Origin of the sequence: Nonomuraea sp. LP-02 (genome assembly GCF_036289125.1) — a bacterium.
Lineage (GTDB): Bacteria > Actinomycetota > Actinomycetes > Streptosporangiales > Streptosporangiaceae > Nonomuraea > Nonomuraea bangladeshensis.
Genome location: NZ_JAXCLK010000001.1, coordinates 5,676,759 through 5,694,182 on the forward strand (window position 1 = coordinate 5,676,759; position 17,424 = coordinate 5,694,182).

Consider the following 17,424-nt stretch of genomic DNA (forward strand, 5'->3'; position numbering starts at 1 on the left):
AGACCGGCGCGGGCCTTTTCGAAGTTTGGCTCAGACGGCGACCGCGAGCTGGGCGACCTCGCCCAGCCTGGCCTCCACCTGCACGTCCCTGGTGACGCCGCCGCCCGCGATGATGCGGACGGTCCAGTCGCCGGGGGCGGCGAAGAAGCGGAAGACGCCGTCCTCGGACACCACGACCTCGCCGGTGAACTCACCGGTGCGGTCGAGCAGGCGGGCGTAGGCGGTGCCCGTGCCGGTCACCACGCCCTGGATCACGGCCTGGTTGGACAGATCGATCCCTGCGGGCAGCGCCACGGTCTGCTCCGGCGCTCCGCAACCCTGTGCGGTCATCAGCGGGCCTCCCCCAGCTCGATCGGCACGCCCACGAGCGAGCCGTACTCGGTCCACGAACCGTCGTAGTTCTTCACGTTCGCCTGCCCGAGGATCTCGTGCAGCACGAACCAGCTGTGCGCCGACCGCTCGCCGATGCGGCAGTAGGCGATGGTGTCCTTGCCGAAGTCGACGCCCGCGTCCTGGTAGAGGGTGCGCAGCTCGTCGTCGGACTTGAAGGTGCCGTCGTCGTTGGCCGCCTTGGACCACGGGATGTTGCGGGCGGTCGGCACGTGGCCGCCGCGCTGCGCCGCCTCCTGCGGAAGGTGGGCCGGGGCCAGCAGCTTGCCGGTGAACTCGTCGGGCGAGCGCACGTCGACCAGGTTGAGCTTGCCGATGGCGTTCACCACGTCGTCGCGGAAGGCGCGGATGGCGGTGTCCTGCTCCTGCGCGGTGTACTGGGTCTTGGGCCGCTCGGTGACGTCCTTGACCAGCTCGCGCGAGTCGAGCTCCCACTTCTTGCGCCCGCCGTCGAGCAGCTTGACGTTGTCGTGGCCGTAGAGCTTGAAGTACCAGTAGGCGTAGGCGGCGAACCAGTTGTTGTTGCCGCCGTACAGCACCACGGTGTCGTCGTTGGAGATGCCTCGGTCGGACAGCAGGGCCTCGAAACCGGTCTTGTCCACGAAGTCGCGGCGGACCGGGTCCTGCAGGTCCGTCCGCCAGTCGATCTTCACAGCGCCACGGATGTGGCCGCTGTCGTAGGCGCTGACGTCCTCGTCGACCTCGACGATGACGACTCCGGGCGTGTCGAGGTTGGCCTCGACCCAGTCGGCGTCCACCAGTGCGGCGGAGCGGCTCATTGGGAAACCTCCATGTTGGCGGCGGGCAGTAGACGGCGAATATGCGGGTACGTGGCGCAGCCGAGGCTGGATCCCGAGGCTGCGGTGAGGATCTTCGTGAGGAGCTCCGGCGGGATGCGCGCGGCCGCAGGCACCCGGAAGCGCCCCGTCGAAGTGACGAGGGCGGTGGTCAGGGTCGTGATCGGCGCGCGGAGGCGCGACAATCGGAGGTCGGCACGCATCGCGGGATGCTCCTGAAGGGTCGATTGGGGCGGATCAGCGGATCCGCGCTAGATCGTCCTCAGGCAGCGCGACAGAGCGCGGTGGCCACGCGGCAGAAATCAACCGCGCGCCGCTTCGTGAGCAGCTCTGTCGAAGGGGTCATAGGCAAGACACTACTCGGCGTCTCGCCATCTGTCACATCTCGTCCGGTTGATGAGACGATTCCGGGATCAACGCCCCTGCGAGCGCCACCAGGACGTCGGCCTTGCGCGGCTGCCCGGCGGCCCGCTTGACGATCCGCCCCGCGCCGTCGAGCACGAACACCGTGGGCGTGCCGGTGACGTCCAGCCTGCGCACGAGGTCGAGCCGGGACTCCGCGTCGACCTCGACGTGCCGCACGCCCGGCACGAGCGCGCTCACGTCGGCGAGCACGCGCCTGGTCGCCCGGCACGGCTGGCAGAACGCGGTGGAGAACTGCACCAGCGTCGCCCGCTCGCCGAGGGCGGCGCCGAGGTCCCCCTCGGACAACGAACCCGTCACGTGAGGTCCAACCGGCGCGGCCCGCGATTGCTTCCCGCCCCCGGCCTACCTGCCGGGCACCTTGACCCGGACCAGCACCTTGCCCGTGCGTTCGTCGATCACGTCGAAGCGGACGATGTCGGCGAGCGGCAGCCCGGTCGTGGTCTTGAACGCGTCGCGCTCCTCGAAGCCGGCGCCGCCGGCGACCCAGCCGTCGGTGACGTCCCGCCGCCCGCCGTCGCCGACGACGCGGACCCGGCAGGGGGTGCCGGCCGGCACGCCGCGCAGCCGTACGGCCAGCTCGGCGCCGTTGTCGGCGGGCCAGGCCAGGATCGTGGCGTGGTAGCCGTCGGCGGCGTTCTCGCCGGTGAACTCGGGGCCCGCCACCGCCTGCTTCTGACGCTCGGTGGGCATGGCGGACGGGCTGGGGAGCGGGTCGCTGGTCGCGCGCAGTTCGCCGCTCTGCTCGGAGAGCGGCGCGGGCTGCTCGGCGGTGGTGGCGGCCGAGTCGGCCGCACCCGATGAGGACGCGGCGGAGGAAGCCGCCCGCTCCGGCGCGCTCGCCGCGGTCATGGTCGGCCCGCCGCCGGTCACGGCCGTCCAGACCGCGCCGCCGACCACCAGCGCCGCGACGGACGCGGCCGACAGCAGCAGCATCCGCCCGCGCCTGGTGCGCCGGGCGCGGTCGTCGAGCAGCCTGTCCAGCACCTGGCGCGGCGGGCTGGCGACCAGCTCGACGTCCCGCTCCGACACCTTGCCCAGGAACGAGGTGACGTCCTCCAGCTCCAGCAGTTCGGCGGCGCACGCCTCGCAGCCGGCCAGGTGGCGGTCGACCTCCTGCGCCTCCTCGGGGTCGAGCGCGCCGAGCGCCCGCACCCCCAGGGACATCCGGACCTCCTCGCAGGTCATCACGGCGCCAGCCCCCGCTCCTCCAGCGCGAGCTTGAGCGCGCGCAGCGCGTAATAGGTGCGCGACTTGACCGTCCCCGGTGGAATGCCCAGCGTGTCCGACGCCTCCTTCACCGATCGCCCCCGGTAGTAGACCTCCATCAGCACCTCGCGGTGCTCGGGCCGCAGCGCGGCCAGCGCCTCGGCCACCGCCCACGACTCGACCGCGCGCTCCAGCTCGTCCTCGGCCGGCACGACGGTGAGCGCCTCGTCGCTGATCTCGGGCGGCCTGGCCTTCCTGGCGCGGTGCTGGTCCACCACGAGGTTACGGGCCACGGTGAACAGCCACGCCCTGATCGGCCGGTCAGTGAGCGCGTCGGGATGCCGCCAGGCCCGCAGCAGCGTCTCCTGCACCACGTCCTCCGCCCTTCCCGAGTCGCCGGTCAGTCGCAGCACGTAGCCGTAGAGCGGCCCCGCGTGCTCGTCGAAGAGGGTCTTCACGAGTTCCTCGTCGGCGGTCCCGGCTGCGCTCACGCCCTCATCACGTACGGCGGCGCCGATCGGTTCAGAGTCATCCACGGAGCGGCACGTCAGTCGCCTCGGCGGTGAACTCCAACCCGTCGGCCACGCTCCTGACCCGGGTGACCTTGACGTCGAAAGGCAGCTCGCCCTTGAACGGGATCGAGTACGAGACGAACTGCGCGAGCGCCGCGGGCACGCCCTCGATCTTCTCGGCCTGCAGCCTGATCTGCCCGTCGGTCACCGAGACCCGCAGCTCGGCGTCGAACTTCACCTTGTTCGCCCCCACGGTCACCTCGCCCGACGCGGTGAGCCGCTGCCCGTTGCCGCCGATCTTGACGCCTCGGGGGGCGTACTTGTCGATCGTGGCCCTGGTGAGGGTGCCGCTGACGGCCAGGCGGCCGGCCCGGATGTCGGCTCTGTTCTGCAGGACGTCGGCGAGCGGCGCGGTCACGTCGTAGGCGGCGCCCCGCAGGTTCTTCACCGGCACGCCACCGTAGGTGAGGGTGCCGAGGTCGAACCGTACCTCCGGATAGTGCCCGCTGACGGCCTGGGTGAGAAAGGGGATGCCCTCGATGGTGACCGTGGGCGTGCCGGAGAGGTCGGCGGCGGCCGCGATGCGGTTGGCGAGGTCGCGTTCGACCCCGGCGGCCGCGACGCGGTCGACGGCGACAAGGAGAATGACCAGCACGATCAGGAAAACGATCAGCTTGCGCATGGGGCTCCCTGTGCAGGCGGGGGTACGAGCCTATCGATCGAGACCTCTCATTCCCCCGCGAAGCGGTTGATCACCCGCCGGCGAAAGGCGGCAGCACCTCGACGGTGACGCCGTCGCCTAGTGTGACCTCGTCGTGCGGGCGCTTCCCCACGGGCGCGCCGTCGATTAGGAACGAGCAGCGGCGCACGACTCTCGCCAGCTCGGCCCGGTCCAGTGTGATTTTCGTCATCAGTTCACCGAGTGTGACCGCGTCGAACGACTCCTCGGCGACGCCCGCCGCTTCCTTTGCCGCGGCCCAATACCGTATTTTGCCTGTGCCCATTTGATCCTCACAATCCTTGCCGAACCATTGTGCGTCTTCCTTAACAAGGTTGTTTCACGAGACGCGCTGTTCACCTGGTGGACCCGCAATGGACGGGTCTTACTCGTGGGATATCCTCACTCACAGGACCTGGGCGACGTAGCCCCCGGGTCCTTGCGTGTTTGAGGAGGCCGTAATGAGCAATCTGCTCCTGCTGACCAACGCCCTCGAGCCGTCGTCCGAGGTGCTCCCGGCGCTGGGGTTGCTGCTCCACTCGGTCCGCGTGGCGCCCGCGGAGGCGTCCGCGCTCATCGACACCCCGCCCGCCGACGCCGTCATCGTCGACGCGCGCAAGGAGCTCGTCCAGGCCAAGAGCCTGTGCCGGCTGATCCGCACCACGGGCATCGACTGCCCGCTGCTCGTGATCGTCACCGAGGGCGGCCTCGCCGCCATGACCGCCGAATGGGGCGTCGACGACGTCCTCCTCGACAGCGCCGGCCCGGCCGAGGTCGAGGCGCGGCTGCGCATGGCGACCGGCCGCATCAGCCAGGCCGCCGCCGAGGACGTGCCCGACGAGATCCGCAGCGGCGACCTGGCCATCGACGAGGCCACCTACACCGCCCGGCTGCGCGGCCGGGTGCTCGACCTCACCTTCAAGGAGTTCGAGCTGCTGAAATACCTCGCGCAGCACCCGGGCAGGGTCTTCACCCGCGCCCAGCTCCTCCAGGAGGTCTGGGGCTACGACTACTTCGGCGGCACCCGCACGGTCGACGTGCACGTCCGGCGGCTGCGCGCCAAGCTCGGCACCGAGTACGAATCCCTGATCGGAACGGTCCGCAACGTCGGCTACCGCTTCGTCCCCGACCGGGCCGACACCGCGACCGTCTGAACGGGATCGCCCGCCCAGCATTGACAGCGGGGCATTGACAGCGGGGCATTGACAGCGGGGCCGCCCGATGTGACACATTGGTGGTCAATCCGTTCAACAAGTGTCAGGCCGAGGACACCGCCGTCCGACGATGGGTGGTGTCGGGGTGCAGTCGTTCAGGTCGCTGGTGGACGAGGGCGCCCGGCCGCGCGTGTTCCGGCGTAACGAGACCATCTGCTCCCCGTTACGGGCCCCTCATCACGTTTACGTCATCGACTACGGCTACGCCCGCGAATACACCCCTGGCGGCGACCGTGAATGCCTCCACGACCTGCGCGGTGACGGTGACCTGATCGGCGAGCTGGCCTTCTGGAGCCCTGCCGAGCGTGTGAGGGTGGACGCGCTGACCGAACTGCGGGCCTGGCCGATCGACCTGCGGCGACTGCGCGAGCACGCCGCCGCCGGCCCCGCCGTGGCCACGGCGCTGGTGCAGGAGCTGTTCGCCAGGAACGTCGCCGCCCGCAGGCACGAGGCCCTGTCCCGCGCCCCGGTCGCCGCCCGGCTCGCGGTGTGGCTGCTGCACCTCGACGAGCGGTACGGGCTCGCCTCCGAGTCGGCGCCGCCGCTGTCCATGGAGACCCTGGCCGACCTGGTCGGCAGCTCCCCCGACGTCGTGCAGCGCCAGCTCCAGCAGTGGACGCGGCGCGGCTGGCTGGTCCGCCCCGGCTACCGGCGGCTGCGCGTGGCGGACCCGCCCGCGCTGCGGGCCGCCGCCGGCGACTGGGAGCACCTGTCGGCGCCCTTCACCGGCCGCGTGACCCCGTTCCTGACCCGGCCGGGCGCGCCGGCGGAGCCGCTGCCGGTCGGCGAGCTGCCGAAGCCCCGCCAGCTCCCCGCCGACGTGCCCGACTTCACCGGCCGCCAGCAGAGCCTCGACCTGCTCACCGCCTGGCTGGACCGGCCCCGCCGCACCGGCACCATGGTCGTGCAGGGCCTGCCCGGCGTCGGCAAGACCGCGCTGGTGACGCACTGGGGGCACCTGCACGCCGGCCGGTTCCCCGACGGCCAGATCGTCATCGACCTGCGCGGGCAGTCGCCCAGCCAGCCGCCGATGAGCGCGGTCGAGGCGCTCGGCCAGATCCTGCGCTCGCTCGGCGTCGGCGAGCCGACCGCGGACGAGGCCGAGCTGATGCTGCTCTACCGCAGCCGGACGGCCGGGCGCAGGCTGCTGCTCATCCTCGACAACGCCGCCGACGCCGCCCAGGTGCGCCCGCTGCTGCCGGGCGGCAAGGACTGCGTGGTGCTGGTGACCAGCCGCACCCGCATGGCGCCGCTGCGCGCGACCGGGCACGCCGACCTCATGGACCTGCCCGTGCTCGACCCGGGCAACGCGGTGGCGCTGCTGGTCGGGGTGCTCGGGAAGGGTTCGCCGCGGGCGGCCGACCGGGACGCGCTGGCCGAGCTGGCCCGGGTGTGCTCCTACCATCCGTTCGCGCTGCGCATCTCGGCCGCCAAGCTGGCCGAGAACCCCGGCATGAGCGTCGGGGAGCGGATCCAGGAGCTGCGCCGGCCCGGCCGGGTGCTGGTGGGCGATCCCGAGGAGGCGTTCCGGTCGGCGCTGGACCTCGCGTACGAGTCGCTGACCCCGGCGCGGCGGCGGGCCTTCCGGCACGTGGGGCTGCTGCCGGGGCGCGACTTCACCCCGCAGGTGCTGGCCGCCGCGCTGGGCGTGCCGGTGGCCGAGGCCGTCGCGGCGGTCGAGGGGCTGCACCGGGCCTACCTGGTGGAGCCGCTGCCGGGGCCGCGCTACCGGGTGCACGACCTGGTCAAGCGGCTGGCCAGGGAGCTGGGCCGGCACGCGGAGGCGGGCGTGCGCGAGGCGCGGGCGCGGCTGCTCGACCACTACCTGGCGGTCGCCGGCGATCCGGCGACGCCGCGCGAGTGGTTCGAGGCCGAGCGGCGCTCGCTGGTGTCGGCCGTGCGGCTGGCCGAGGAGAGCGGCGCGTACGGGATGGCGTGGCGGCTGGCCGAGGCGGTGTTCGCGCCGTTCAGGCGGCTCCGCTTCTACGAGAACAACCTGGAGATCCAGCAGTCCGGCCTCACCTCCGCCCTCCAGGTCGGCAACCGGCGGGCGATCGCGCTCATGCGCGGCAACCTCGGCTCCATCCACCGCGACATCGGCCCGTCCACGCTGGCCGCCCGCTTCATCGGCGAGGCGCTCGCCGAGTACACCTCGCTCGGCGACGACGTCGGCCGGGCCCGCGCGCTCATCGACCTGGCCGAGGTGTACGGCATCGCGGGCAAGGTCGAGGACGCGCTGCGCCGCGCCGGCGAGGCCCTGGACCTGTACGGCGAGATCGGCGACCGGACCGGCGTGGCGAGCTGCCTGCACACGCTGTCCCGGCTGCACCTGTCGCAGGAGCGCTACGAGCCGGCGCTCGCACACGCCCGCCAGGCCCTCGCCGTACGCACGGAGCTGGGCGACCGGCGCGGCACCGCGCAGAGCCTGATCCTGCTGGCCCGCGTCCAGCGCGACCTCGGCGAGCCGGAGGCGGCGCTGTCGGAGGGCCTGGAGGCGCTGTCGATCTGCCAGGAGCTGGGCGACGAACAGGCCGAGGCCGAGACCCTGCTCTGCCTGGCCGAGATCTACGACCTGCTGCGCCTGCCGTACGACGCCCGGCGCGACGCCGAACGGGCGCTGGCGGGCTACACCGCCGCCGGCGACCACCACGGCAGCGGCCGGGCCCTGTGCGCGCTCGGCCGCGTCGCCCGCAACGGCTCCCGCTACGACGAGGCCCTGGCCTGTTACGAGCAGGCGCTCGCGGTGCAGGTGGAGCTCCACCACGAGCAGGGCAAGGCCGAGACGCTGGCCGACATCGGGCTCGTGTACTGGCGGCTGGCCGACTACCTGCGCGCCGACGACTATCTCAACCAGGCGCTGGCGATCAGCCGGGTGATCCACGACGCGCCGGGAGAGGCCCGCACGCTCAACCGGCTGGCCCGGGTGCGCCGGCGGCAGGGGCAGCCGCAGGTGGCGTTCGTGCACGCGCTGGAGGCGCTGGACATCGTGCAGGGCACCGGCAACCGGCGGGCCGAGGCGGACGTGCAGGAGACGCTGGCGTACACGTACCTGTCGCTCGGCCGGCACGCCTCCGCGGTGCGGGCGGCGCGGGCGTCGCTGGCGATCAGGGAGGAGCTGGGCGACAACCGGGCCAGCGCGCTGCTGTCGGTCGCGCAGGCCAGGCACGCGGCCGGCCGGGCGGAGGAGGCGCTCGGCCCGGCGACGGAGGCCGTCGAGCTGCAGCGGGCGGCCGGCAGCCTCGACCGGTGGGCGGCGGCGCTCACCGCCCTGGCGCTGGTCCTGCTCGACCTGGACCGGCCCGGGGAGGCGCTGGAGCTGGCCCGGCAGGCCAGGGACGTGCACCAGGAGTGCGGCACGCGGCGGGACCTCGGCTGCGCGCTGCGGGCCCTCGGGCTGGTCTCGGCGCGGCTCGGCGACCGGGACGGGGCCGTCGCGTGCCTGACGGAGGCGGCGCGGACGCTGGAGGAGGTCGGGGACGTGCAGGAGGCCGGCCGGGTCGTGGAAGAACTCCGGTATTTGCCGTGAATCGCCGATGAAAGTAGGGAAATCCGGGGGCTGAGGTCGCAGATCTTCGGCGGCGGCCTCGTGTTCGCTGGTGGCTTCGACCGAACCAGCGGAGGTGATCCTGATGCTCCGGCAGAACCAGACCCGGCGCGGCGACCTGAAGTGGCTCAAGCGGCAGGCCCGTACGGACCGGCGGATCACCCTCGCCCTGCTCGCGGGCGTGGCCGCCGCCTGGCTGAGACAGGTGCCGTGGGAGGTGCCCGGCGGGGCCGAGTCGCTGCTCGGGCTCTCGGTCGCGCTGCTCCTGGTCTCCGGGTTCGCCTGGCTGAACGCCGCCCACCTGGTGACCAGGACGCTGCGCGCCCGCAGGGATCCGGTGGAGGAGCTGCGCTGGGTGTCCCGGATCCGGCGGGGCAAGGAGTGGGCGTTCTGGGCGGCGGGGGCGTACGGCGCCTGGCACCTCCTCCAGTTCGTGACGGCACTGCTGCTGCGCTGACGCCGGGCGCGGGTCACCCCACGACCAGCGGGAACGACCAGTGATCGCCGTAGCGCTCGCGCAGGTCGGCCCGTTTCCAGTCCTCCCCGGTCACCCGTCCCCGGCACAGCGGGGCGCCGCACCGGCACTCCAGCACGAATCCGGGCGCCTTCGTGCAGGTCGCGTAGTCCAGCGTCAGCTCCTCCCCCCGTCTCACGTCGCGGCGGGCGACGAGGGTGTAAGGGGCGCTCCACCACAGATTGGGGTCGCAGCCATGGTTGCCCTTGCCGCTCGGGCTGCCCGGCGGCAGGACCAGATGCAGGTCGTCGCCGACGGCCACCGTGTCGACGTACGGGACGGCGGGGTCGGCGAGCAGCTCCCGCAGCGCGTCCCAGGTCACCAGCCGCCCGCCGAGGCGGGAGACGACGGTCCCGGCGGGCAGCGGGGTCATGGCGAACAGGCCGTCGCCGGCGATCGGCGACGGCCGTACCTCGACGGCGGGATGCAGCAGGCAGTGCGGGGCGGGAGTCTCAGGCATGGCACCAGCGTGGAGGAGCCGGGGGCGGGTGGATAGAGGAGACCCGCCGGGGTAGCGGGCTGCCAGGGGGAGGTGTTGCGCGTGTCCGGGGAGGGTGATCTGGTCGTCCCTGACGCCGCTCAGGGGCTGGTGTTGTTCGCGCACGGCAGCGGCAGCAGCCGGCACAGCCCGCGCAACCGGTACGTGGCCGGCGCGCTCAACGAGGCCGGGCTGGCGACGCTGCTGTTCGACCTGCTGACGCCCGAGGAGGAGGCCGACCGGGCGAACGTGTTCGACATCGGCCTGCTGGCGGAACGCCTGCTGGAGCGCACCCGCGAGGCGCGGGAGCATCCGGACTCGGCCGGCCTGCCGATCGGCTACTTCGGGGCCAGCACCGGCGCGGCGGCCGCGCTCTGGGCGGCGGCCCAGCCGAGCAACGACATCGCGGCCGTCGTCTCGCGAGGCGGCCGGCCCGACCTGGCCGGGCCGCGGCTGGCGGCGGTGCGCGCGCCCACGCTGCTCGTCGTCGGCGGCAGGGACCCGGTCGTGATCGAGCTGAACCAGGAGGCCCAGCAGCGGCTGCAGGCAGAGTGCCGCCTCACGATCGTGCCCGGCGCCACGCACCTGTTCGAGGAGCCGGGAGCCCTGGACGCGGTCGCGGACCTGGCCCGCGCCTGGTTCGTCACGCACTTCGCGGCGCCGCGCACGGGCCGCGCACCCGTCTAGCGTGCGCTGATCGGGGCGGCGCCGGTGGCCTCGGCGACGAGGCGTTCGTAGACCTCGGGGTCCGTGGTCTCGCAGCCGAGCCGGTGGCCGGTCAGCTCGCCGTGGTCGTCGCTGGAGCCGGTCACGGCCAGCCCCAGCTCGCCGGCCAGGCCGCGCAGCCGGTCGCGGGCGGGCCCGTCGTGGTCGAGATGGTCGGCCTCCACCCCGAACAGCCCGGCCTCGGCCAGCTCGGCGATCCACTCGTCGGGCACGGCGGGGCCGCGCCGGGCGGCCTTGGGATGCGCGAGCACCGGGACGCCGCCCGCGGCGCGTACGAGCCGGACCGCCTGTCCGGGGTCGAGCGCGTACCGGTTGACGTTCGCGCGGCCGCCCGTGCCGATCCACTCCGGCGTGAACGCCAGGTCGGGCGCGGCGATCGCCCCGGCGGCGACCATGGCGCGGGCGATGTGCGGCCGGCCGACCGGGCCGCCCGCCGCCAGCTCGGTCACCTGCGCCCAGGTCACCGGCACGCCCAGCTCGACCAGCCGCTCGACGGTGAGCCGCGCGCGGGTCTCGCGGGCCTCCCTGAGCCGTACGCACTCGGCGCGCAGCTCGGGCTCGGCCGGGTCGAAGAGGTAGGCGAGCAGGTGGATGCTCTGCTCGCCGCGGCGGCAGGACAGCTCCATGCCGGGCACCAGCGTCAGCCCGCCGGGCAGCGCGGCGGCCGCCTCCCGGTGCCCGGCGACGGTGTCGTGGTCGGTCAGCGCGAGCACGTCGAGTCCGCGCTCGCGGGCCCGGCGCACGACGTCGGCCGGCGGCTGCGTGCCGTCGGAGGCGTTGCTGTGACTGTGCAGGTCGATGCGCATGACGGCCGGGTCAGACCGCGATCGAGGCGAGCGTACGGCCGTCGAAGGTCTCGACCGTGAAGTGGTTGAGCTGGTCCTGGGTGAGGCTCGTGCCGCCGTGCAGCAGCAGCGCGTCGGGCGCGCCCGGCACGCCGTAGCCCTTGCCGGGGACTCCCCAGCTCGCCACGACCTCGGAGCGGCCGTCGTCGCCCACCGCGAGCAGCCGGCACTGGAGCGGCCCCTTCACGCCCTTGAGCTGCAGCGCGACGTGGGTGCCCCAGCCCTTGTCCTCCAGGCCGACGACGGCGGTGACGCCGCTGGCCGGGTCGGTCTCGCTGTAGGTCTTCCCGGTCATCAGCAGCGCCGCGGCCGGGCTGTGGACGCTGTCCGGATTGGGCCCCGCGGCGAACGACCGGACGGCCAGCAGCACGCCGGTCGCGATCAGCACGCACGCGGCGGCGGCCGTCAGCGTACGGTGCAGCCCCCTGCGGCGGCGCTCGGCCGCGGCCCGCCGGACCAGCAGCGACTCGACCTGTGGGTCGGGCGGGCTGGGCAGCAGGTCGTCGGGATGCACGCCCTTGATCAGCTCGCCCATCTCGGCGAACATGCCGACCTCGGCGGCGCAGCTCGGGCAGCCCGCCAGGTGGCGTTCGAACGCCGCCCGCTCCCCCTCGTCGAGCAGGCCCAGCGCGTACGCGGCGACGTCCTCGTGTTGAACCTCGGTCATGGTGTCACCACCCCCACTCCATACTGTGACGCGCCGGCGCTCTCATGGCAGCATCACCCCCCTTTCTTCCAATGCGACGCGCAAGGCCCGCATGGCGTAGTACACGCGGGACTTGATCGTTCCGATCGGCACGCCGATCGTCTCGGCCGCCTCGGCCAGCGAGCGGTCGAGCAGGAAGGTCTCGGTGAGCACCTGGCGGTGCGCGGGGGAGAGCGAGAGCATGGCGTCCGTCACGACGATCTCACGCAGCAGCCGGTCGTCGTCCGCGGGGGTGGGCTGGGCGCGTTCGGGGATCTCCTCGACGGTGTCCAGGGGGCGGGTGCCGGAGCGGCGGCGGTCGTCGATGACGACCCGGCGGGCGACGGTGGCGAGCCACGGCATGAGCGAGCCGGAGTCGGTACGGAGGTCGGGGAGGTTGCGCCAGGCGCGGACCAGGGTCTCCTGGACGACGTCCTCGGCCCAGCGCCGGTCGCCGCCCGTGAGCCGGACGGCGAAGGCCATCAGGGGGGTGCCGTATTCGCGGTAAAGGGCTCGGACCATGGCGTCTTCGGTTACGCGGTGATTCCTCACAAGGGGGCGGGCTCCTCGCGCACTACGCGATACCAATGCATATCGCGCCGATATGGGGATTTATCACTCTAGCCAGGGGCGGGAGCGCGGTCAGGCGCTTCGCTCTATTCGCCCGACAGCCAGATTTAATTGATAAATCAGGTTAAACTCGCCGGTCCCCCGAGACGGCGGCGCGGCCGTGAAGCTTTCCGCTGTCCGGGTTGCCGACGTCCCCGCCGCCCGCGCCGACGGCAGGTCGGACAGCGCGAGCGCCAGCGACGCCACCACGGTGCCGAGCAGGATGCCGACGAGCACGCCGAGCCCGAGATCCTTCATCACACGCCTCCCGCGGCCAGCGAGGAGACCAGGACGACCGCGCCCGCGAGCAGCGCGACCACGGCCAGGCCGAGCACGACGCCCGCGAGGAAGGCGGGCCGCCGCCAGCGCGGCGTGCTGATCAGCGTCTCCTCGTACGCGGGCGGCCGGTACGGCGAGGTCCGGCTCTCCGCCTCGCGCAGCAGCCGCTCGACCTGGGCGCGGCCACCAGGGGCGGGCCGGCCGAGCAGGACGGCGACCAGTTCGGCCGCCGTGGGCCGGGCGTCCGGGTCCGGCCTGCGGCACTCGTCGATCAGCGTGCGCAGCGCCGGCGTCAGCCGGTCGAGGCCGGGCTCCCCGCCCTGCCCCGCCTCCGTCCCGGTGGCCGCGAAGATCATCACTTCGGCCCACGCCCGCACGTCGTGCGAAGGGAACTCGCTGTCGCGCGGCCCGGGGGCGAAGAGCGCCTGCCCGTACCGGCCGATCAGCACGTTGTCCGGGCCGAGCCGCAGCCCCGCGATGCCGGCCAGGTGCAGCCTCGCCATGGTGGCGGCGGTGCCGAGCGCGAGCTCGTGGAGCGTCTCGCCCCGGAAGGGGCCGGCGGCCCGTACGACGTCGAGGAGCGGCCGGCCGCTCGCAAGGTAGTCGCGCGGCTGCAGCGCGAGGCCGCCGCTCCATGCGTGGAAGTCCATCGCCATCGCATCCCCCGTCACAGGTGATCAGGCCAGGTCAGGCGCCTTCCGGAACTCCGGGGGCGCCGTCGTCCGCCACGTGGTACGCCCTGCGGCGACCCCCGGTTCAATGGCATGCCGACTTGTTCCGGCTCAGGCGGAGGACGTCGCGGCCACCCTCCGTCCGGTGGTGAGGTTGACCAGCAGCGAGCCCGCGGTCAGCGCCACCCCGAACCAGACGACGCTGGTGACCCCGAGGTGGTCGGCGAACAGCCCGCCGAAGAGCGCCCCGAGCGCGATGGAGGTGTTGTACGCCATCGTGTTGAGCGACATCGCGGCCTCGAAGGTGTCGGGCGCGGCGGCCAGCGTCAGGTTGACCTGGCACAGTTGCACGGCCCCGAAGGAGAGCCCCCACACCACCAGCGCGGCGACCGCGCCCGCCTCGCCGCCGCCGATCGCGAGCAGCGCCAGCAACGACGCCACGAGCCCCGCGCAGCCGACGGCGAACGTGCCCCGCAGGCTCCTGCTCACCGTGTGTCCGGCGACGAAGTTCCCGACGGCCCCGGCGGCGCCGAAGACCATGAGCACGACGGTGACGAAGGCGGACGTCGCGCCCGTGTGGCCCTCCAGGATCGGCCGGACGAACGTGTAGGCCCCGAAGTGCCCGAGCACGAACAGCACGACGGTGACCAGCACCAGCCGCAGCGGCACGTTCCTGGCCGGCAGCCCGAAGACCTCCCTCACCGGCACGGCGTTGCGCGACGGCAGCGACGGGATCAGCGCCGTGACCGCGACGAACACCAGCACGCTGAGCCCGGCCCAGATGAGGAACGTGGTCCGCCAGTCGGTACGGCTCTCCAGGAACGTCCCCAGCGGTATGCCCGCCACCGTGGCGATCGAGATGCCGGACATCACCGTCGCGGAGGCCCTGTTCGCCTGCCGCTCGGGCACCAGGCGCATCGCCATGCCCACGCCGATGGCCCAGAACACCCCGCTGGCGAACCCCATGAGCAGCCGCGTGGTCAGGATCAGCGCGTAGCTCGGCGACAGGGCGGTCACCAGGTTGCCGAGGGCCAGCACGGCGAGGAGCGCGGACAGCAGCATCCGCCGGTTGACCCGCCTGGTCCAGGCCACGATGAACGGCACGCCCAGCCCGGCGGAGACGCCCTGGAGCGTGACCATGAGCCCGGCGGCGCCCACCGACACCCCCAGGCTCTCGCTCAAGGGGGTGAGCAGGCCGACCGGCATCAGCTCGGTGGTGAGAAAGACGAACAGGCTCGCCGTGATCGCGGCGACCCCCAGCCAGGCCCGCGTTGCTGACAGCGGGCGATCTCCATGCACAGTCATACATCCAAGAGTGGGCCCACCCCGATCAATGAGTCCAACACATAGTTTTCATCGGGATCGATCGTGCTGCACGATTGATGCCATGGAGCTGCAGCAACTGAGGTACGTCGTCGCGGTCGCCGAGACCAGCAACTTCACCCGGGCCGCCGAGCACTGCCGGGTCGTGCAGTCGGCGCTCAGCCACCAGATCGCCGCCCTGGAGCGGGAGCTCGGCGCCCGCCTGTTCGAGCGCACCAGCAGGCGCGTCCGCCTGACGCCGGCCGGGGAGGCGTTCCTGCCCGCCGCCCGCGAGTGCCTGGAGGCCGCCGACCGGGCCAGGGCCGAGGTGGCCGCGGCGAGCGGCGAGCTGCGCGGGCGGCTGGCCATCGGCGCCATCACCACGGTCGCGGCGGTGGATCTGCCGGCCCTGCTGAAGGAGTTCCGCCGCCGGCATCCGCGGGTGCGCGTCACGCTCGCCGCGGCCGGCAGCGAGGAACTGATCGAGCGGGTCCGGCGGGCCGACGTGGACGTGGCCTTCCTCGGCCTGACCACGCGGGCCGAGCCGAGGGGCGTGCGCGGCCGCGCGCTGGCCAGGGACGAGCTGGTCGCCGTGGTCGCGCGCGACCATCACCTGACGGACGAGGAGACGGACCTGGCGGGCCTCGCCGACGAGCCGTTCGTCGACTTCCGGGCGGGGCACGCCGGTCGCGCCCAGTCCGACGAGGCGTTCGCGGCCGCGGGCGTGCTCCGGGACGTCGCCTTCGAGGTGTCGTCCGCCGAGTTCATGGCCGACCTCGTCCGGCACGGGCTCGGCGTGGGCCTGCTCCCCGCCGCGTACGCGCCCCGGCTCCGCGACCTGCGCGTCATCCGGCTCCGCGACGCCCCGGCCCGCGTCGAGCACCTGATCTGGGCCGACCGCCCCTCCCCCGCCGCCACCGCCTTCCTCGATCTGATGGCCGGCCTCTGACCTCCTACCGGGTGGAATCAGCCCCGGTGAGGGCGGCGCGGGCGGCGGTGGTCGTTCTCGGCGGGATGGAGCGCAGGTCGAAGGCATAGCGGGCGACGGAGTCCGCGATGGCGTCGGAGTCGACGTCCAGCGCCGTCGCGTTCACGTTGGCGAGCGTGTCGCACGCCTGGTGGTAGCAGCCGTCGTACGCGGCCCCGGCCGTGCCGCCGAACAGCGCGGCCTCCTCGGGGGTCTTGACGCCCTCGGCGCCGGTGAAGATGCCGCCGGACGGGATGCCGATCGCGATGAACGGCCCGTAGTCGGAGCGGCCGTCGAAGTCGGTGCCGACCGTGGCCAGGCCGCGCGAGCCGAAGAACGTGGCGAGCCGCTGCTCGATCTGGGCCGATCCGGGCGGGCCCGCCGGGGAGCCCGTGGCGTCGGAGTCGTCACCGTCGTACAGCTTGTAGGCGTAGTTCGGGGAGGCGATCATGTCGAAGTTCAGGTAGAGCCGGACGCGGTCGCGCTGCTCCTGGGACAGGGAGGCGACGTACTGCGTGGAGCCGAGCAGCCCGATCTCCTCGGCCGCCCAGAACGCGAAGCGGACCTTGTGCTTGACCGGGTAGAGCGCCATCCGCTCGGCGACCTCCAGGATGGCGGCGCTGCCCGAGCCGTTGTCGTTGATGCCGGGGCCCTCGGTCACGCTGTCGAGGTGGGCGCCGACCATGACGACCTGGCGCGGGTCGCCGAGCCGGGACTCGGCGATGACGTTGTCCTCGGTGCCGAGCACCAGGTTGGCGTCGACCTTGAGGTGCACGGTCGCACCGGGCGTGGCGGCCAGCGCCTGGCCGACCGCGAAGTCGGCGAACACCATCGGCAGGCCCTGCAGGCCGCCGATGTTCAGCGGGAAGGCGTCGGTCCGTCCCGGCTGGCCCTCGTTGAAGATGATGATCGCGCTCGCGCCGGCGGCGAGCGCGTTCTCGACCTTGGTGACGAACGGGCAGGTGCCGCGCTGGACGAGCGCGATCCGGCCCGCGACGAACCCGGCGAAGTCGGCCGCCTCGCAGCCGCTGGTGGAGGAGGGCGACGGCGCGGGCGGAAGCGTCAGGTCCACGGCCTGGACCTGCGCGGTCACGTCGCCGGACGGGGACGGCTCGAAGGCGAAGAAGTCCTCGTTCGGCACGTACGTGGCGCCGCCCTGCACGGCGAGCGTCGGCGGGGCGTTCTCGCTCCAGCTCTCCACGAACTTGACCGGCTGCAGGGTGACCTTGTAGCCCGCCTTGCGCAGCTTGGCGGCCACGTAGTCGCGGGAGGCCCGGTAGCCGGGGGTGCCGACGGCGCGGGTGCCGCCGCCTGCGTCGGCGATCGCCTGGAGAGCGTTGAGGTGCTTGGTGACGTTCGTGCCCTTGACCTGCTTGACGAGCAGTTTGGCGAAGACGTCGTCGAGGCCGCCGGTCCGCGCCTGCGCGGGTGGCGCGACGAGGACCGTGGTGAGGAGCAGGCCGAGCGCGACGGCGATTCTACGCATACGCATGCGACGGATCTCCCTGTGCCGGGATCGGGTACGGCGCGCGTAGTCCCCC

The 17,424-nt window shown here is 73.0% G+C and carries 21 protein-coding genes; 5 read left to right on the forward strand and 16 right to left on the reverse strand.

The window, feature by feature from the left end; translation table 11 throughout:
* Nucleotides 1–30 precede the first annotated feature (30 nt).
* The 8 genes from SMD20_RS26445 to SMD20_RS26480 form a co-directional block, all read right to left on the reverse strand.
* On the reverse strand, nucleotides 31–330 hold the full coding sequence (locus tag SMD20_RS26445) for a DUF1416 domain-containing protein (protein WP_091080356.1): 300 nt from the start codon (nucleotides 328–330) through the stop codon (nucleotides 31–33).
* Nucleotides 330–1,169, reverse strand: a complete 840-nt coding sequence (locus tag SMD20_RS26450; protein WP_329585917.1) for a sulfurtransferase — start codon at nucleotides 1,167–1,169, stop codon at nucleotides 330–332. The genes SMD20_RS26445 and SMD20_RS26450 overlap by 1 nt, the downstream gene beginning before the upstream one ends.
* Nucleotides 1,166–1,390 (reverse strand): hypothetical protein, encoded by a 225-nt coding sequence (locus SMD20_RS26455; protein WP_329585919.1) that lies wholly within the window; start codon nucleotides 1,388–1,390, stop codon nucleotides 1,166–1,168. Before SMD20_RS26455 ends, SMD20_RS26450 begins: the two co-directional genes overlap by 4 nt.
* Nucleotides 1,391–1,565: 175 nt before the next feature.
* Entirely contained in the window at nucleotides 1,566–1,910 is a 345-nt protein-coding gene (locus SMD20_RS26460) for a TlpA family protein disulfide reductase (protein ID WP_329585922.1), read from the reverse strand.
* 45 nt (nucleotides 1,911–1,955) lie between these two features.
* A complete protein-coding gene (locus SMD20_RS26465) occupies nucleotides 1,956–2,798 on the reverse strand; it encodes an anti-sigma factor family protein (RefSeq protein WP_329592678.1) in 843 nt (280 codons plus the stop codon).
* Nucleotides 2,798–3,355, reverse strand: coding sequence for a sigma-70 family RNA polymerase sigma factor (locus SMD20_RS26470; RefSeq protein WP_442942500.1), 558 nt, complete (start codon nucleotides 3,353–3,355; stop codon nucleotides 2,798–2,800). Before SMD20_RS26470 ends, SMD20_RS26465 begins: the two co-directional genes overlap by 1 nt.
* Nucleotides 3,348–4,013: an LmeA family phospholipid-binding protein gene (locus SMD20_RS26475; RefSeq protein WP_329585924.1), complete on the reverse strand. Its 666-nt coding sequence runs from the start codon at nucleotides 4,011–4,013 to the stop codon at nucleotides 3,348–3,350. The genes SMD20_RS26470 and SMD20_RS26475 overlap by 8 nt, the downstream gene beginning before the upstream one ends.
* Nucleotides 4,014–4,083: 70 nt before the next feature.
* Nucleotides 4,084–4,335 (reverse strand): MoaD/ThiS family protein, encoded by a 252-nt coding sequence (locus SMD20_RS26480; RefSeq protein WP_329585927.1) that lies wholly within the window; start codon nucleotides 4,333–4,335, stop codon nucleotides 4,084–4,086.
* A gap of 175 nt (nucleotides 4,336–4,510) precedes the next feature.
* Here SMD20_RS26480 and SMD20_RS26485 point away from each other — a divergent pair, with 175 nt between their 5' ends.
* From SMD20_RS26485 to SMD20_RS26495, 3 genes are all read left to right on the forward strand, one after another.
* Entirely contained in the window at nucleotides 4,511–5,203 is a 693-nt protein-coding gene (locus SMD20_RS26485) for a response regulator transcription factor (protein ID WP_329585930.1), read from the forward strand.
* Between the two features lie 145 nt (nucleotides 5,204–5,348).
* Nucleotides 5,349–8,789: a tetratricopeptide repeat protein gene (locus SMD20_RS26490; protein WP_329585933.1), complete on the forward strand. Its 3,441-nt coding sequence runs from the start codon at nucleotides 5,349–5,351 to the stop codon at nucleotides 8,787–8,789.
* Nucleotides 8,790–8,892: 103 nt separating this feature from the next.
* Nucleotides 8,893–9,264: a hypothetical protein gene (locus tag SMD20_RS26495; RefSeq protein WP_329585937.1), complete on the forward strand. Its 372-nt coding sequence runs from the start codon at nucleotides 8,893–8,895 to the stop codon at nucleotides 9,262–9,264.
* 13 nt (nucleotides 9,265–9,277) lie between these two features.
* Here SMD20_RS26495 and SMD20_RS26500 read toward each other — a convergent pair whose 3' ends face one another.
* A complete protein-coding gene (locus SMD20_RS26500) occupies nucleotides 9,278–9,781 on the reverse strand; it encodes an SET domain-containing protein (RefSeq protein ID WP_329585940.1) in 504 nt (167 codons plus the stop codon).
* A gap of 81 nt (nucleotides 9,782–9,862) precedes the next feature.
* On the opposite strand from SMD20_RS26500, the gene SMD20_RS26505 reads away from it, so the two are divergent.
* On the forward strand, nucleotides 9,863–10,486 hold the full coding sequence (locus SMD20_RS26505; RefSeq protein ID WP_329585943.1) for a dienelactone hydrolase family protein: 624 nt from the start codon (nucleotides 9,863–9,865) through the stop codon (nucleotides 10,484–10,486).
* Here the strand turns inward: SMD20_RS26505 and SMD20_RS26510 are convergent.
* The 6 genes from SMD20_RS26510 to SMD20_RS26535 form a co-directional block, all read right to left on the reverse strand.
* Nucleotides 10,483–11,331 (reverse strand): PHP domain-containing protein, encoded by an 849-nt coding sequence (locus SMD20_RS26510; protein ID WP_329585946.1) that lies wholly within the window; start codon nucleotides 11,329–11,331, stop codon nucleotides 10,483–10,485. The two genes, SMD20_RS26505 and SMD20_RS26510, sit on opposite strands and share 4 nt — an antisense overlap.
* Nucleotides 11,332–11,341: 10 nt before the next feature.
* The gene (locus tag SMD20_RS26515) at nucleotides 11,342–12,037 is read right to left on the reverse strand and encodes a zf-HC2 domain-containing protein (protein WP_329585949.1); all 696 of its coding nucleotides are present in this window, start codon (nucleotides 12,035–12,037) and stop codon (nucleotides 11,342–11,344) included.
* 42 nt (nucleotides 12,038–12,079) lie between these two features.
* Nucleotides 12,080–12,577, reverse strand: coding sequence for a sigma-70 family RNA polymerase sigma factor (locus SMD20_RS26520; protein ID WP_329585951.1), 498 nt, complete (start codon nucleotides 12,575–12,577; stop codon nucleotides 12,080–12,082).
* Nucleotides 12,578–12,697: 120 nt separating this feature from the next.
* Entirely contained in the window at nucleotides 12,698–12,922 is a 225-nt protein-coding gene (locus tag SMD20_RS26525; RefSeq protein WP_329585954.1) for a hypothetical protein, read from the reverse strand.
* Nucleotides 12,922–13,593 carry a hypothetical protein gene (locus tag SMD20_RS26530; protein WP_329585956.1) on the reverse strand — a complete coding sequence of 224 codons (672 nt, stop codon included), beginning with the start codon at nucleotides 13,591–13,593 and terminating at the stop codon, nucleotides 12,922–12,924. The genes SMD20_RS26525 and SMD20_RS26530 overlap by 1 nt, the downstream gene beginning before the upstream one ends.
* Before the next feature lie 132 nt (nucleotides 13,594–13,725).
* Nucleotides 13,726–14,919, reverse strand: a complete 1,194-nt coding sequence (locus tag SMD20_RS26535; protein ID WP_329585960.1) for an MFS transporter — start codon at nucleotides 14,917–14,919, stop codon at nucleotides 13,726–13,728.
* A gap of 82 nt (nucleotides 14,920–15,001) precedes the next feature.
* Here SMD20_RS26535 and SMD20_RS26540 point away from each other — a divergent pair, with 82 nt between their 5' ends.
* On the forward strand, nucleotides 15,002–15,865 hold the full coding sequence (locus SMD20_RS26540; protein WP_329585963.1) for a LysR substrate-binding domain-containing protein: 864 nt from the start codon (nucleotides 15,002–15,004) through the stop codon (nucleotides 15,863–15,865).
* 4 nt (nucleotides 15,866–15,869) lie between these two features.
* On the opposite strand, the gene SMD20_RS26545 is transcribed toward SMD20_RS26540, so the two are convergent.
* The gene (locus tag SMD20_RS26545; protein ID WP_329585965.1) at nucleotides 15,870–17,375 is read right to left on the reverse strand and encodes a M28 family metallopeptidase; all 1,506 of its coding nucleotides are present in this window, start codon (nucleotides 17,373–17,375) and stop codon (nucleotides 15,870–15,872) included.
* Nucleotides 17,376–17,424: the final 49 nt, after the last annotated feature.